14 protein-coding genes and 1 tRNA gene are annotated in these 14,204 nt (G+C 75.7%); 8 read left to right on the forward strand and 7 right to left on the reverse strand.

Annotation, left to right across the window (positions count from 1 at the left end; all coding sequences use genetic code 11):
* Positions 1–22: 22 nt before the first annotated feature.
* From BKA21_RS02305 to ald, 4 genes are read right to left on the reverse strand one after another with little or no spacing between them, the layout of a single operon-like run.
* A complete protein-coding gene (locus BKA21_RS02305; RefSeq protein ID WP_140458815.1) occupies positions 23–1,360 on the reverse strand; it encodes a M20/M25/M40 family metallo-hydrolase in 1,338 nt (445 codons plus the stop codon).
* Positions 1,357–3,450 carry a M3 family metallopeptidase gene (locus tag BKA21_RS02310; RefSeq protein WP_140458814.1) on the reverse strand — a complete coding sequence of 698 codons (2,094 nt, stop codon included), beginning with the start codon at positions 3,448–3,450 and terminating at the stop codon, positions 1,357–1,359. The genes BKA21_RS02305 and BKA21_RS02310 overlap by 4 nt, the downstream gene beginning before the upstream one ends.
* 10 nt (positions 3,451–3,460) lie before the next feature.
* Entirely contained in the window at positions 3,461–4,483 is a 1,023-nt protein-coding gene (locus BKA21_RS02315; RefSeq protein WP_140458813.1) for an NAD-dependent epimerase/dehydratase family protein, read from the reverse strand.
* A gap of 10 nt (positions 4,484–4,493) precedes the next feature.
* On the reverse strand, positions 4,494–5,633 hold the full coding sequence (ald, locus tag BKA21_RS02320; RefSeq protein ID WP_140458812.1) for an alanine dehydrogenase: 1,140 nt from the start codon (positions 5,631–5,633) through the stop codon (positions 4,494–4,496).
* 203 nt (positions 5,634–5,836) lie between these two features.
* Between ald and BKA21_RS02325 the strand changes: the two genes are divergently transcribed.
* From BKA21_RS02325 to BKA21_RS02345, 5 genes are all read left to right on the forward strand, one after another.
* Complete coding sequence (locus BKA21_RS02325) at positions 5,837–6,403, forward strand: Lrp/AsnC family transcriptional regulator (RefSeq protein WP_140458811.1); 567 nt, start codon at positions 5,837–5,839, stop codon at positions 6,401–6,403.
* 13 nt (positions 6,404–6,416) lie between these two features.
* Positions 6,417–7,184 carry a fructosamine kinase family protein gene (locus BKA21_RS02330; protein WP_140458810.1) on the forward strand — a complete coding sequence of 256 codons (768 nt, stop codon included), beginning with the start codon at positions 6,417–6,419 and terminating at the stop codon, positions 7,182–7,184.
* Between the two features lie 134 nt (positions 7,185–7,318).
* Positions 7,319–8,083: an alpha/beta fold hydrolase gene (locus tag BKA21_RS02335; protein ID WP_239072798.1), complete on the forward strand. Its 765-nt coding sequence runs from the start codon at positions 7,319–7,321 to the stop codon at positions 8,081–8,083.
* Between the two features lie 124 nt (positions 8,084–8,207).
* Entirely contained in the window at positions 8,208–8,822 is a 615-nt protein-coding gene (locus BKA21_RS02340; RefSeq protein WP_140458809.1) for a ClpP family protease, read from the forward strand.
* On the forward strand, positions 8,822–9,412 hold the full coding sequence (locus tag BKA21_RS02345) for a ClpP family protease (protein ID WP_140458808.1): 591 nt from the start codon (positions 8,822–8,824) through the stop codon (positions 9,410–9,412). Before BKA21_RS02340 ends, BKA21_RS02345 begins: the two co-directional genes overlap by 1 nt.
* 51 nt (positions 9,413–9,463) lie before the next feature.
* On the opposite strand, the gene BKA21_RS02350 is transcribed toward BKA21_RS02345, so the two are convergent.
* Entirely contained in the window at positions 9,464–9,844 is a 381-nt protein-coding gene (locus tag BKA21_RS02350; RefSeq protein WP_140458807.1) for a helix-turn-helix domain-containing protein, read from the reverse strand.
* A gap of 204 nt (positions 9,845–10,048) precedes the next feature.
* Here BKA21_RS02350 and BKA21_RS02355 point away from each other — a divergent pair.
* Positions 10,049–10,131, forward strand: a tRNA-Leu gene (locus tag BKA21_RS02355).
* A 161-nt stretch (positions 10,132–10,292) separates the two neighbouring features.
* Positions 10,293–11,333, forward strand: coding sequence for a hypothetical protein (locus tag BKA21_RS02360; protein ID WP_203793427.1), 1,041 nt, complete (start codon positions 10,293–10,295; stop codon positions 11,331–11,333).
* Positions 11,334–11,342: 9 nt separating this feature from the next.
* Here the strand turns inward: BKA21_RS02360 and BKA21_RS02365 are convergent, their stop codons facing one another.
* Both BKA21_RS02365 and BKA21_RS02370 read right to left on the reverse strand, forming a co-directional pair.
* Positions 11,343–11,765, reverse strand: coding sequence for an SRPBCC family protein (locus BKA21_RS02365; RefSeq protein WP_140458806.1), 423 nt, complete (start codon positions 11,763–11,765; stop codon positions 11,343–11,345).
* Between the two features lie 91 nt (positions 11,766–11,856).
* Positions 11,857–13,194 carry an MFS transporter gene (locus tag BKA21_RS02370; protein WP_140458805.1) on the reverse strand — a complete coding sequence of 446 codons (1,338 nt, stop codon included), beginning with the start codon at positions 13,192–13,194 and terminating at the stop codon, positions 11,857–11,859.
* Between the two features lie 505 nt (positions 13,195–13,699).
* Here BKA21_RS02370 and BKA21_RS02375 point away from each other — a divergent pair.
* Positions 13,700–14,161, forward strand: coding sequence for a hypothetical protein (locus BKA21_RS02375; protein ID WP_140458804.1), 462 nt, complete (start codon positions 13,700–13,702; stop codon positions 14,159–14,161).
* Positions 14,162–14,204: the final 43 nt, after the last annotated feature.

Genomic DNA, 14,204 nt, shown 5'->3' on the forward strand with positions numbered 1-14,204 from the left:
GCGGCGGCGGGGCGCACGCGCGTCAGCAGGTGCGCAGCAGCCGGTCGAGCACCCGGGTGCCGAAGACGAGCGCGTCGGCCGGCACGCGCTCGTCGACGCCGTGGAACATGCCGGCGAAGTCCAGGTCCGCGGGCAGGCGCAGCGGCGCGAAGCCGTAGCCGGTGATGCCCAGGCGCGCGAGCGCCTTGTTGTCCGTGCCGCCGGAGAGCATGTACGGCAGCACGTGCGCCCCCGGGTCCTCGGCGGTCACGGCCGCGACCATCGCCTCGACGAGGTCCCCCTCGAACGGCACCTCGAGGCCGGTGTCGCGCACGACGTCCTCGACCCGCACGTGCGGGCCCGCGAGCGCGGCGACCTGGGCGTCGAACTCGGCCGAGCGGCCGGGCAGGAAGCGTCCGTCGACGACGCCGGTGGCGGTGCCGGGCACGACGTTCTCCTTGTACCCGGCGGCCAGGCGCGTGGGGTTCGTGGAGTGCCGCAGGGTGGACCCGACGAACCGGGCGGCGGGGCCGAGGGCGTCGACGAGCGCGTCCAGGCCCGCGGGGTCCTCGGGGTCGAAGGGCAGGCCCGTGAGCTCGGCGACGCCCTCGAGCAGGGCGCGCACGGTGGGCGTCAGGTGCGTGGGCCAGGCGTGGGCGCCGATGCGGGCGACCGCCTCGGCCAGGTGCACCACCGCGTTGTCGGTGTGCACCTGCGACCCGTGCCCGGCCCGGCCGGACGCGACCAGGCGCAGCCACGCCAGGCCCTTCTCGGCGGTCTGCAGCAGGTAGACGCGCTGCCCGGCGACGTCGACGGAGAACCCGCCGACCTCGCTGATCGCCTCGGTGGCGCCGGCGAACAGCTCGGGCCGGTGCTCGACGGCCCAGTGGGCGCCCTGCCGGCCGCCGGCCTCCTCGTCGGCGAACATCGCGACGACGAGGTCCCGGGCGGGGCGCCGGCCCTCGCGGGCCATCTGCCGCACGACGGTCAGGACCATGGCGTCCATGTCCTTCATGTCGACGGCGCCCCGGCCCCACACGAGGCCGTCGCGCAGCTCGCCGGCGAAGGGGTCGACGCTCCAGTCGGGGGCGTGCGCGGGCACGACGTCGAGGTGCCCGTGGACCACGAGCGCGGGGCGCGAGGAGTCCTCGCCCTCGACCCGGACGACCACGTTGGCCCGCCCGGGCGCGGACTCGAACAGCTCGGGCTCGAGGCCGACGTCCTGCAGGAGGCCGACGACGTACTCGGCGGCGGCCCGCTCCCCCGGCCCGGTGCCGTCGCCGGGGTTGGAGGTGTCGAAGCGGATCAGCTCCCGGCAGACGTCGACGACCTCGTCCGCGGCGGTGGGCCCGGACGGTCCGGCGGCGGTGGCGCCGCTCATCGGGCCTCGGCCCCGGTCAGCCCGCGCCGCTCAAGCAGGGGCTCGATGCGGGGGGCACGCCCGCGCAGGTCGGCGAACGCCTCCATGGGGTCGACGGAGCCGCCGCGCCCGAGGAGCTTCGCGCGGAACGCGTCGCCGTTCTCGCGGCGCAGGCCGCCGTTCTCGGCGAACCAGGTGACGGTGTCGGCGTCGAGGACCTCGGACCAGATGTACGAGTAGTACCCGGCGGAGTACCCGCTGCCGAAGACGTGGTTGAAGTACGTCGTGCGGTACCGCGGCGGGACGGTGCGCAGGTCGACGCCGGCCTCGCGCAGCGCGGCGGCCTCGAACGCCAGCACCTGCTCGGGGTCGGTCGGCACGTCCTCGGGGGCCAGCCGGTACCAGGCCTGGTCCAGCAGCGCGGCGGCGAGGTACTCGGTGGTGGCGAAGCCCTCGCCGTCCTGGCGGGCGGCCAGCAGCGTCTCGACCCAGGCCGTGGGCATGGGCTCGCCGGTCTCGTGGTGCACGGCGAACCGGGCGAGCACGGCCGGGTCCCACGCCCACATCTCGTTGACCTGCGAGGGGTACTCGACGAAGTCGCGGGGCACCTCGGTGCCGGACTGCGAGGGGTACCGCACGTCCGAGAGCAGCCCGTGCAGCGCGTGCCCGAACTCGTGGAACGCGGTGATGACCTCGTCCCAGGTCAGCAGCGTGGGCTGGCCGGGCGGGGGCTTGGGCACGTTGAGGTTGTTGACGACGACGGGCGGCTCGCCCAGCAGGGTCGACTGGTCGACGAGGTTGTTCATCCACGCGCCGCCGCGCTTGGACGGGCGCGTCCAGTAGTCGGCGAGGAACAGGCCCAGGCCGGTGCCGTCGGCGTCGAAGACCTCGTAGACCCGCACGTCGGGGTGGTAGCCGGGCAGGTCGCCGCGCTCGGCGAACGTCAGGCCGTACAGGGCCGTGGCGGCGCCGAAGACACCCTCGGTCAGGACGCGCTCCATCTCCAGGTAGGGGCGCAGGGCGCTGTCGTCGAGGGAGCGGCGCTCGGCGCGCACGCGCTCGGCGTAGTACTGCCAGTCCCAGGGCTCGAGCGCGGCCCCGGGGTGGTCGGCCTGGAGCGCGGCCTCGAGGTCGGCGGCCTCGGCGCGGGCGTTGGCCACGGCGGCGGGCGCGAGCCGGCCGAGGATGTCCGCGACGGCCTGCGCGTCCTTGGCGGTGGCGTCGGCGGCCACGTAGGCGGCGTGGTGCTCGTAGCCGAGCAGGCGGGCCCGCTCCGCGCGCAGCCGGGCGAGCTCGAGCAGCGTGGCGCGGGTGTCGTGCTCCCCGCCGGTGGCCCCGCGGGTCGCGGACGCGGTGAACACACGCTCGCGCAGGCCGCGGTGGCGCAGGGACGCCAGCACGGACTGCTGCGTGGGCAGCTGCAGCTCGATCAGCCACGCGCCGGGGTGCCCGGCGGCCGCGGCGGCCTGCGCGGCCGCGTCCTGGGCGTCCTGCGGCAGCCCGTCGAGCTCGGCGGGGTCGGTGACGAGCACGGCGGCGGCGTTGGTCGCGGCGAGCAGCAGCCGGCCGAACTGGGCGTCGAGCGACGTGATGCGCCCGTTGATCTCGCGCAGCCTGGCCTGTGCGGCGGGCTCCAGGCCCACGCCGGCACGCTGGAAGCGGGTGCGGGTGCGGTGCAGGAGCCAGGCGGTGTCGGGCTCGAGGGTGATCTCGCCGGCCTCGACGCGGGCGGCGAGCGCCTCGATCCGGGCGTGCAGGCGCGGGTCGAGCCAGATCGCGTCGGAGTGCTCGGCCAGCAGCGGGGCGACCTCCTCCTCGACGGCGTCCAGGCCCGGTGTGGAGTCCGCGCTGGACTGGTTGTAGAAGACCGTGGCGGCGCGGTGCAGCAGGCGGCCCGAGCGCTCGAGCGCGACGAGCGTGTTCTCGACCGTGGGCTCGGCCGGGTCGGTGGCGATGGCCTCGACCTCGGCGCGCTGCTGGGCCATCCCGGCCAGGAGGGCGGGCCGGTGGTGCTCCTCGCGGATCGCCCGGAAGTCGGGCAGGCCGTAGGGCAGGGACGAGGCGTGGGCGAACGGGTTGGTCGGGTCGAGCTCGAGCTCGGGAGACGTCATGACCCCATCGTCACAGATCACGCCCGTCGTCGTGCTGCGCGAGCCACGCGTCCTCGGCGGCGTAGTCGAACAGGTCGCCGCCGCCCTCGAGGCGCGCGAACCCCGGGTACGTGGCGTCCCGGCCGCGCGCGGCCAGCCAGCGCACCGCGGGTACGACGGCCTGCGCGTACGGCACGGGCGGTGCGGGCAGCAGCGCCCGCGCCCGGTCGGTGCCGAGCACGAGGTCGTGCGGCACGGACCAGGGCGTGCGGCCGAGGTCCCCGCGCGGCGGTCCGGGCAGCCCGACCACCCGCGACGTGACGCCGAGCGCGGCGTCGACGGCCCGCGCGATCTCCGCGACCGTCGGGGCGTCGGCGTCGGCGACGTTGAGGACCCGGTCGGCGGGCTCGGCGGCGGCCGCCGCGACGAGCGCACCCACGGCGGCCGCCGCCGTGGTGGCGAAGCGGCTGCGCCCGTCGTGCGCGAGCAGCCGGACGTCCCGGCCGTCGAGGGCGCGCCGGACCAGCAGCCACTCGCGGGGCTGCGCGCTCCACGGCCCGTGCACGGCGGCAGGGCGCAGCACCGTGGTCGGCACGGGCGAGCCCCGCCACGCGTGCTCGAGCGCGACCTTGCCCCGGGCGTACGAGCCGCGCCCGGGCGCGACGGTGCCGGCGTCCTCGCCGACGGGGCCGTCGAACGCGGCGAACCGCTCGGTCTCGAAGCCGTGGCCGTCGGGGTCGACGTACACGGCGGCGCTCGAGACCACGACCGCGGCGCCGACGGCCCCGGGCCGGTCGAGGAACGGGGTGGCGTCCCGGTCGTCGAACGCGACGACGTCGACGAGCAGGTCGACGCCGCCGCGCAGCGCGTCGACGAGCGCCGTGGCGTCGCGCCGGTCGCCCGGCACGGGCGTGGCTCCCGCCCCGGCGAGCCAGGGTCCGTGCCGGGCGGGGTCGCGCGTGAGGACGTCGACCTGCCACCCGTCGGCGGTGAGCGCGGGCACGACGGCCCGGCCGATCTGCCCGGTGCCGCCGACGACGAGCGCACGCCCCATGCGCGTGAGCCTACGCCCGGGCGGGCTCCGGCACACCGGTCGGCAGGTCGGCACCGAGGGCGTCGACCCGGTAGCCGTGCGCGTCGGCGACGGCGGCGCTGAGCAGGCGCCCGGCGTGCGTCGTGAGCCCGCCCGCGAGGGCGGCGTCGCGGACGGTCGCGCCCTGCCAGCCGTGGTTCGCCAGCGCGGCGAGGTACGGCAGGGTGACGTTGGTCAGCGCGCGCGTGGACGTCACGGGGACGGCGCCGGGCATGTTCGCGACGCAGTAGAAGACCGAGTCGTGCACCCGGTAGGTCGGGTCGTCGTGGGTCGTGGCGCGGGTGTCCTCGAAGCAGCCGCCCTGGTCGACCGCGACGTCGACGAGCACGGAGCCCGGGCGCATGGCGGCGACGAGCTCGTTGCTGACCAGCCGCGGCGCGCGGGCGCCGGGCAGGAGGACGGCACCGACGACGAGGTCGGCGGTGCGCAGCTCGTCCTCGACGGCCCACGCGGACGACGCGAGCGTGCGCACGTGCCCGCCGAACGCCACGTCGAGCTCGCGCAGGCGCGGGACGGACAGGTCGAGGATCGTCACGTCGGCGCGCATGCCCAGCGCGATCTCGGCGGCGTGGGTGCCGACGACGCCGCCGCCGAGCACGACGACCTTGGCGGCGTCGACGCCCGGCACACCACCGAGCAGGACGCCGCGCCCGCCCTCGTTGCGCATGAGGTGGTAGGCGCCGACCTGGGTGGCCAGGCGCCCGGCGACCTCGCTCATGGGGGCCAGCAGCGGCAGCGACCCGTCGGGGAGCTGCACGGTCTCGTAGGCGATCGACGTGGTGCCCGCGGCCAGCAGCGCGTCGGTGCCGGCCTGGTCGGCGGCCAGGTGCAGGTAGGTGAACAGCACGAGGTCCTCGCGCAGGTGGTGGTACTCGGAGGCGACGGGCTCCTTGACCTTGCAGACCAGCTCGGCGGCCCACGCGTCGGCGGCGGTGGGCACGACGGTGGCGCCGGCGGCGGCGTAGGCCTCGTCGGTGATGGCGGAACCGGTGCCGGCCCCGGTCTCGACGATGACCTCGTGGCCGGCGCGGACGAGCTGGTGGACGCCGGCCGGGGTGATGGCGACGCGGTACTCGCGGTTCTTGACCTCGCGGGGGACGCCGACGCGCATGGCGGGCTCCTTCGGGTGCGTGTGGTGGCTGTGGGGTCTGCGGTGCCACCACGGGGCGTGGCGGTCGTGGTGGTGGTGGCGCTCGTGGGGGCCGCGGGGTGCGACGGCCCGCCTCACCCGAAAGCGTGTGACGCCGGTCACCAGTGTGAAGTTCGTGTGTTGCGAACGGGTTGCGACTGATGTTCCTTCGTTACGGTGGCCTCATGTCCGCACAGACGTCGGTCGGAGCAGGGTCCAGCGGCGCTGCGCGCCGAACGCCGTTCGGCGCTGCGCGCCGAACGGCGTTCGGCACGCCGCCCGTCCCGGCCGCGGGTGTCCCCCTCGACGACGTCGACCGGGCGATCCTGCGTGCCCTCGAGGCCGACGGCCGCATGTCGAACAAGGACCTCGCCGACCGGGTGGGCGTCGCCGCGTCCACCTGCCACGCCCGCGTCGCGGCGCTGCGCGCCCGCGGGGTGCTGCGCGGGTTCCACGCCGACGTGTCCCCCGAGGCGCTGGGTCGCGGGCTGCAGGCGATCATCGCCGTGCGCCTGCAGGCCGCCGCGCGGGCCCGGCTCGGCGCGTTCGCCCGTGGCCTGGCCGAGCGGCCCGAGGTGCGCGACGTGTACCTGCTCGGCGGGGCCGAGGACGTGCTCGTGCACGTGGCCGTGCAGGACTCCCCCGCGCTGCGCGCCTTCGTCGTGGAGCACCTGAGCACCCGCCACGAGGTCGCCCACACGCAGACCTCGCTCGTCTTCGAGCACCTGCACGCCCCCACGGTGACGCGATGAGGGACCGGGGCCGGTGACCGGCCACCACCGCAAGGCCCGCGCGGGCGCACCGGCCGGGTTCTTCCGCTGCGAGGCGGCGGGCCTGCGGTGGCTGCGCGTGCCCGGCGGCGTCCCGGTGGTCGAGGTCCTCGACGTCGCCGAGGACCGTCTCGACCTGGTCCGGCTCGACGAGGTCGCGCCCACCCCGCGCGCGGCGGCAGAGCTCGGGGCCCGGCTCGCCGTGACGCACGACGCCGGCGCCGACGCGTTCGGCGCCCCGCCCGCCGGCTGGACGGGCGACGGCTGGTTCGGGCCCCTGTCCGACCCGCTGCCGATGGCGGCAGCCGCGGAGACGTCGTGGGGCCGCTTCCTGGCCGACCACCGGCTCGCCCCCGTGCTGGACCGCCTGCGCGGGGACCTCGACACCGACGACCGGCGGGCGGCGGACGTGCTGCTCGACCGGCTGCGCGCCGGGACGTGGGACGACGCGGACCCGCCGGCGCGCCTGCACGGCGACCTGTGGTCGGGCAACGTCCTGTGGACGGCGACGGGCGCGACCCTGATCGACCCCGCCGCCCACGGCGGCCACCGCGAGACCGACCTGGCGATGCTGGCGCTCTTCGGGCTGCCGCACCTCGACGTCGTGCTCGACGCGTACACGGCCGCGCACCCCCTGACGCCGGGCTGGCGGCAGCGGGTCGGGCTGCACCAGCTCTACCCGGTGGCGGTGCACGCGGCGCTCTTCGGCGGCGGCTACGTCGGTCAGACCCGCCGCCTCCTGCACACGTGGGCACGCGGCTGAGCCGGTCGGCGGGGCGCCCGGGGTGAAGGCCCCGTGCGCACGCCGGGCGGAGAACGTACGTGTGGCTCATACGTGCCCGTGCACGGTCGATCCTGGAGGTGCAGCCCCGCCCCTCGACCGTCAGGAGCCCCATCGTGACCTCCCCGGTGCCCGTCGTGCTGGTGCACGGCACCCGCACGTCGTCCGCGATCTGGCACGCCCAGGTCGCCGCGCTGGAGGCCGCCGGGCACCCGACCACGACGATCGACCTGCCGGGGCACGGCGACCGCACGGGCGAGCGGTTCACCTGGGAGGGTGCCGTCGCCGCCATCGACGCCGCCGTCGACGCGCACGACGCACCCCCGCTGCTCGTGGGGCTCTCGCTCGGCGGGTACCTGTCCCTGGCCTACGCCGGACGCCACGGCCACCGGCTCGCGGGCCTCATGCTCGCCGGCTGCTCCACGGAGGTCCGCGGCAAGCCCGTCGGCCTGTACCGCGACGCCGCCCACCACGTGACCCGCACGCTCGGCCTCGGCCAGGGCAGCTGGCACGTGGTCACCGACATGCTCACCGCCATCGCCGGGTACTCCCCGCTCACCGACCTGCGCCGCCTGCGCGTGCCGCTGTGGGTGGTCAACGGCCGGCGCGACCCCCTGCGCCTGGACGAGCGCCGCTTCCTGCGCGCCGCCCCCGGCGCACGCCTCACCGTGGTCCCCGGTGCCGGTCACGACGTGAACAGCCACGCGCCCACGGCGTTCAACCGGGTGCTCGTCGAGGCGCTGCGCGAGCTGACGCACGGCGTCCTGCCCGCCCTGTCGCCCCGCGTCGCGCGCCGCGCCCGTGCCCTGACCCCGGCCGCCCTGCTCCCCGCGGGACGCCTGCCGGCGCCGCGCCTGCCCCGCGTCCCGCTGCCCGTCTGACCCGTCGTCCGCCTGGCCGGCGCCGGCCGGCCGGTGGTGCGCTCACGCACGCGCGGCCACGGGCGGATCCGCCCACGGCAGCGCGCCCTGGCGCACCCGCCCGGCGGGACGGTCCGCTGGGTCCATGACGCACGACACCCCGCCCCTGCGCACCACCGACGACGAGCTCACGGCCCGGCTGCTGTTCCGCCGGGTGCTGGTGCTCGGCACCGCCCTGGACGAGACCAACGGCACGCGGCTGTGCTCGCAGCTGCTGCTGCTGTCCGCCGAGGACCCCCGCACCGACATCAGCCTGTGGATCCACTCCCCCGGCGGGTCGATCCACGCGATGCTCGCGATCCACGACCTCATGCGCGCGATCCCCAACGACGTGCGGACCGTGGCGCTCGGCATGGCCGCGAGCGCCGGCCAGTTCCTGCTCTCCGCGGGCACCCCGGGCAAGCGGTACGCGCTGCCGCACGCCCGGGTGCTCATGCACCAGGGGTCGGCAGGCATCGGCGGCTCGGCCGTCGACGTCGAGCTGCAGGCCGACGACCTGCGCCACACGCGGGACACGGTGCTGGGCCTGATCGCCCGGGACACGGGGCAGAGCCCGGAGCGGGTGCACGAGGACTCGCTGCGGGACCGCTGGTACACCGCGGACGAGGCGCTGGCGTACGGGTTCGTCGACCACGTCGTCGACGACGTGTCGGCGCTGCTGCCGCCCGTGGCGGGCACGGCCGGGCTGGGGGTGCGGTGATGAGCCAGTACACGATCCCGTACGTGGTGGAGCGGCGCGCCGGGTCGGAGCGCACGGTCGACGTGTTCAGCCGGCTGCTGTCCGAGCGCATCGTGTACCTCGGCACCGAGATCGACGACGGCGTCGCGAACGTGCTGGTCGCCCAGCTGCTGCACCTGGAGTCGGAGGACCCGGACAAGCCGATCCAGCTGTACGTGAACTCCCCGGGCGGGTCGACGTCGGCGATGCTCGCCGTGTACGACGCGATGCAGTACGTGCGCCCGCCGGTCGCCACGACGTGCGTGGGGCAGGCCGCGTCGACGGCCGCGGTGCTGCTGGCGGGCGGGACGGCCGGGCAGCGGGCGATCCTCGCGCACGGCCGCGTGGTCCTGCACCAGCCGACGACGCGCGGCCAGGGGCCGATCCCGGACCTCATCCTGGCCGCGGACGAGCTGGTGCGGGTGCGCGCGCAGCTGGAGGAGGTGCTGGCCCACCACACGGGCAAGGACCTGGCGACGCTGCGCCGCGACACCGACCGTGACCTCGTGCTGACGGCCGAGCAGGCCGTGGCGTACGGGATCGCCGACCACGTGGTGGCGGCGCGGGTCTGACGCCCCCGTGGGGTCCGGCCGGTGCCGGGCCCCACGGGTCGGGCCGGCGGGTCAGGCGGCGAGCGCCACGACGTCGGGCCCCCAGGCGGACGCCCCGACGGGCCCGGCGCCCACGACGGACGACGATCCGCCCTGCGACGTGAGGTGCAGCACACGCACCGGTGCGCGGCGCTGCTCCAGCTCGCTGCCCAGGGCCAGCGCCAGGTCGGCGAGCGTGACGCCGAGCGCCCCGGTCAGCGCCGCGAGCACCTCCGACGACGGCTCCTTCAGCCCCCGCTCGACCTCCGAGAGGTACTGCGGCGAGAGCCGGGCCCGCTCCGCCACGTCGGCCAGCCGCAGCCCCTGCTCCTCGCGCGCACGGCGCAGCAGCCGCCCGATCGTGCGGCGCCAGGCGCTCGTCGGACGGGCGGGTGGCGCAGCGGGAGAGGTCATGCCCCGACCGTAGGACGGCCACGGCGGCGCCGTCCGCCCGATCTGCTCACGGCAGAACGCCATCGCCCTCGCCGGCGCCGTCCACGGCCCCGCCGCAGGCCGCGCGCCCTCCCACGCGGGCGCCCGATGCGAGGACCACGCCCGCGCCGTGGTAAGTTCTCTGCCGCGCCAAGGGGCCCTCCGGGGTCGCCGAGGTACCACCCCGTCCGGGTGGCGGAATGGCAGACGCGCTAGCTTGAGGTGCTAGTGCCCGAAAGGGCGTGGGGGTTCAAGTCCCCCTCCGGACACTCGTTGAGACAGCGACCTGAAGGCCCCTGAACTGCGGAGACGCGGATCGGGGGCCTTCGTGGTGCAGGAGGGCCCCGTTGCGACGGTGCGTCCGTCTAGCCTGACCAGGTCCGCCGCGCGGGCCCTCGGGTCGTCCCGCGCTCCGACCGCTGGGGGTCCGATGACGCCGCGCGCACACCCCGTGCACGACCTGCGGGTGCTGTGGGACATGCTGGACGGGCCGGTGCCGCGCGGGGTGCTGGGGCTCAGCGACCCCGACGTGCACGAGGTCGACGGCCGGTGGGTGATGCTCGTCGGCGGGTTCTCGACGTCGTTCCGCAACCGCCTGCACCGGGCGACGCTCCCCGCCGGCGCGGACGTGGGCCTGGACGGCTGGCGGCTCGACCGCGACGCCCGCGGGCGGCTCGTGGCGCTGGTGCCCGACGGTCGGCGTGGCACGTGGGACGCCGCGGGGATGCACACGCCGGCGTACGTGCCGCCGCACCGCGGCGCCCCGGCGCGGGTCTACTACGCCGGGCGCCGCACGAGCCGCCGGTACGGCCCGGGCAGCGCGTACACGGCGGGTGCGCTCGAGCAGCGCCCGGACGGCGGGTGGGAGCGGCTGCCGGGGGCGCTGGTCCGCGGCGACGACGAGCGGCCCAGCGCCCTGGAGCCGACGATCGTGCCCGTGGCCGACGGCTACCGGATGTGGTTCCTCGCCGCCCCGCACGAGGTCGGCCCCGGCGAGCAGCCGGACTTCGAGATCCGTGTGGCGGACAGCGAGGACGGGATCACCTGGTCGCCCCCGCAGTCGTTCGCCACGGCCGCCGAGGGGTTCTTCGACTCCGCTGTCTACCGGACGGTGGCCGGGTGGTCGATGCTGCTGGCCCGCGGCACGAACCTGCACGGCACGCAGCCGTTCCCCGCGCAGGGCCTGTGGCGGATCCGCGCTGCTGAGTCGTCGGCGCGGCGCGCGGCGTGGTCCGCACCCGAGCGGGTGCTCGACACGGACCTGCCGACGACGCCGCGCTGGGCGGGACGCGGGGTGTGCGGGCCGTCGGTCGCGACGCGCCGCGACGGGTCCCAGGTCGTCTTCTTCACGGGGACGCACGAGGCACCTGCCTGGTGGCGGCTCGCCCTGCACCGGCTGCGCGCACGCCGCCGACCGCCCGTTCCCGCGCCGTACCTCCTCGCCACGGGTGGCGCCGAGCTGGCCCCGTGACGCGTGCCGTCAACGCGGAGCGTCGCCCGCCGGTACCGCGCCTTCGAGGATCTCGCGGAGACGGGCCAGGTCGGCGGTGACGAGGGCCTCGTCCCGGTCGAGGTCGGCGTCGGTCATCCCCGGTGCGGGGCGGAGGGTGAAGACCACCTCGCAACCGTCCCCGTCGGCGATCGCGCGCAGCGGGACGTGCACGGTCTGCCCGGTCGGGGTGAGCACCTCGTGGTCGAGGACCCCGAAGGGGTTGAGCGGGGCGAACCGCACGCGGGCGCGACCCTGCGGGGTCTCGACGTACCAGTCGTCGCCGTCGTGCACGACGGACGTGCCGAGCCCGGGTGCCCAGCGGGGCAGGTTGGCGGGGTCGGCGACGAACGCGTAGACGTCGGCGACGGGTCGCGCGATGACGGTGCTCAGGTGCCGCGAGCGAGGAGTCATCCCCCGATGCTGCCACCGGGCTACCACACGCACCGGGGCGGGGTGCTTGCCGGGCACGTCCGGGCGGACGGCGTCGACGATCGCCGTGCGCTCACGTCCGTGAGTGCCCGGGCACATCGATCCGACTGACGATCCGGATGACGACGACAGCGACGGGGATCCCACAGAGCACCGCGATCTTGTAGGCGTCGACCGACACGCTGCCAGCCGAGAACGTCCATGCCGCCGCGGCGGACACCAGCACGCCCGCGACGGCGGTGCCGAGCTGCGCCTTGCCGGACTCGAGGACGTCCTTGAGCGTGAACAGCGCGACCGCGTCCGACACTGGCGCCAGCTCGTACCAGAGGAGCTGCATGCTCAGGCCGTAGCCGATGCCGAGCGCGGCGCCGACAAGGGTGAGGACGACGAACACCACCTGGGTGGTCGTCGAGGCGCCCTGGCCCGGGTCGGCAGGGAGCAGCAGCCACAGCACCTTGGCGACGCACGCCGCCGAGAGCGAGAGCGTGACCGTCCGTCGAACCCCGTGCCGCTCGAGGAACCGGCCCCACAGAGGTCCGAGGACGACACCGGAGAGCGAGCGAGCGCCGATGGAGAACGCCACCAGCGCCGCAGGCATCCCGAGCACCACGACGGCGTACCCCGTGAGCAGCGGAGTCGCCAGGAGCACGTCGATCACGTAGACCAGGAGAAGTCGACGCATCGGCACGCTCGCCCGAACCGACTCGACACCCGCCCACACCCGCCGGTAGCCCGCGACTACGGACGTGAGCACACCGGGACGGATCTCCTCCGCACGCCGGGAGACGACCGGTTCGGGCAGCAGGCGGCACGCGCAGATCGAGAGGACCACGAACACCGCGAGCAGCCCGAGGAAGGCCTGGTACTCCACGACGGAGGCGGTTGCTCCCGCGAGTGCCGCGAACGCGGCGAGCATGGCGATGTTGAAGCCCTGGGCCGTGGACTGAGCCCTTGCGAGGTACCGCGGCCTCTCCGACCGGGGGACGACCTGCTGCATCCAGGGGTGCCACGCGAGCCCCCACGAGGCGGACACGACGACCTCGATGAGCACGACGGTCACGACGAACGCCCCCGTCGGGTCCGGCGCCCGTGAGACGAGCGCGAGCACGACCATGAGCACCAGCAGCGCGCTGTAGCCCACGACCATGGTGCGCCGGAAGCCGACACGCTCGACGATCGCGACGGCGCCGAACTGGACGGGGATGCTGACGAGCATCAGCCCGTAGGTGAGGCCGAGCACGGCGGGCGTGATGCCGAGCGCACCGACGGCGTACGCCTGCAGGAGGTCGCCGTTGAGCCCGCCGGTGGCGTAGCTGATGGTAATGACCGGAATGTTCGCGAGGACCGCCAGCCGCACGTCCCGCGATGACCCGGCCCTGACGTCCTCGCACTGATCGACCGTCGTGCTCATGACGCGTCGGCGCCATCTCGGAGCGCCCCCAGCCCGATCAGGCGCCGGTCCACCCCCGTCGTGGAGTCACGCCTCGTAGGTCGTGGCGTCGTCATCGGCGGTGCTCCTGGGGTCGGAGGGGTCGGCGGACGGGCGGCACCCTCCGGGGCCGGTCGAGCCACCGCGGGGCGGCGCATCACGTTATGGCAACCCATGACTGGGGTCGTACCGGATTTCTGGCGCGCCGGGACGCCCCCCCTTAGGGCCGACGCCTCATGGCCGGGCACGAGCGGGTGAACCACTCACCCGCCCGCGTGCAGCCTCACGGAAGGCCCGCGCGGCCGGTGCGCGGTCTGCCAGGATCGGCGCAGGACCGCGACCGGCCGGGTCGGACGGCGCGTCGACCCGAGGGAGCACCATGCAGGAGACGACGCAGCCCCCCACGCCTAGCGTCGACGACGGGGCGAGCGCCGCAGCGACGAGCCGCGCTGGCGGGCGACGCCGGCTCCTGGTCGCAGGACTGGTGGTGAGCGGCGTCGCCCTGGCCGGAGTCGCGGTCGCGCTGGCCTGGCCCCAGGCCCCGCCTGCAGTCGCTCCCGAGGAGGTCTTCCCGGTCCTCGCGCGTGCCGACGCTGCGGAGGACGCGCTACCGACTGACGTGGTGAGCTCTGCGATGGTGGGCGATCCGGAGACCCGCCTCGACCCCAACTCGGCGCGACTGCTCGCCGTGTTTCCGCGCGACGGTGGCATATGGGCTGCGGTGACCGTGGACGGGAGGGCGTGCGCCGTTGTGGTCCCGCGCCCGGGCAGGGTCGGCACGGCGTGCGTCCCACCGGGCGACATCCCCACCGAGGGCGCGGGTGTGACCCTGGGTGGGACCCCCACGGTCTCGATGCGCCTGATGCAGCCGGGGTCGCCCGCCCCTGACGACGACATGCGCGAGGTGAGCCCCGGCATCTGGGTGAGCGAGAGCGCGTTCACGGAGTGAGGTAGACGCACCCGGACGGTCGGTCGGGTGCACTCCTAAACCA

The organism is Cellulomonas oligotrophica (genome assembly GCF_013409875.1).
GTDB lineage: Bacteria > Actinomycetota > Actinomycetes > Actinomycetales > Cellulomonadaceae > Cellulomonas > Cellulomonas oligotrophica.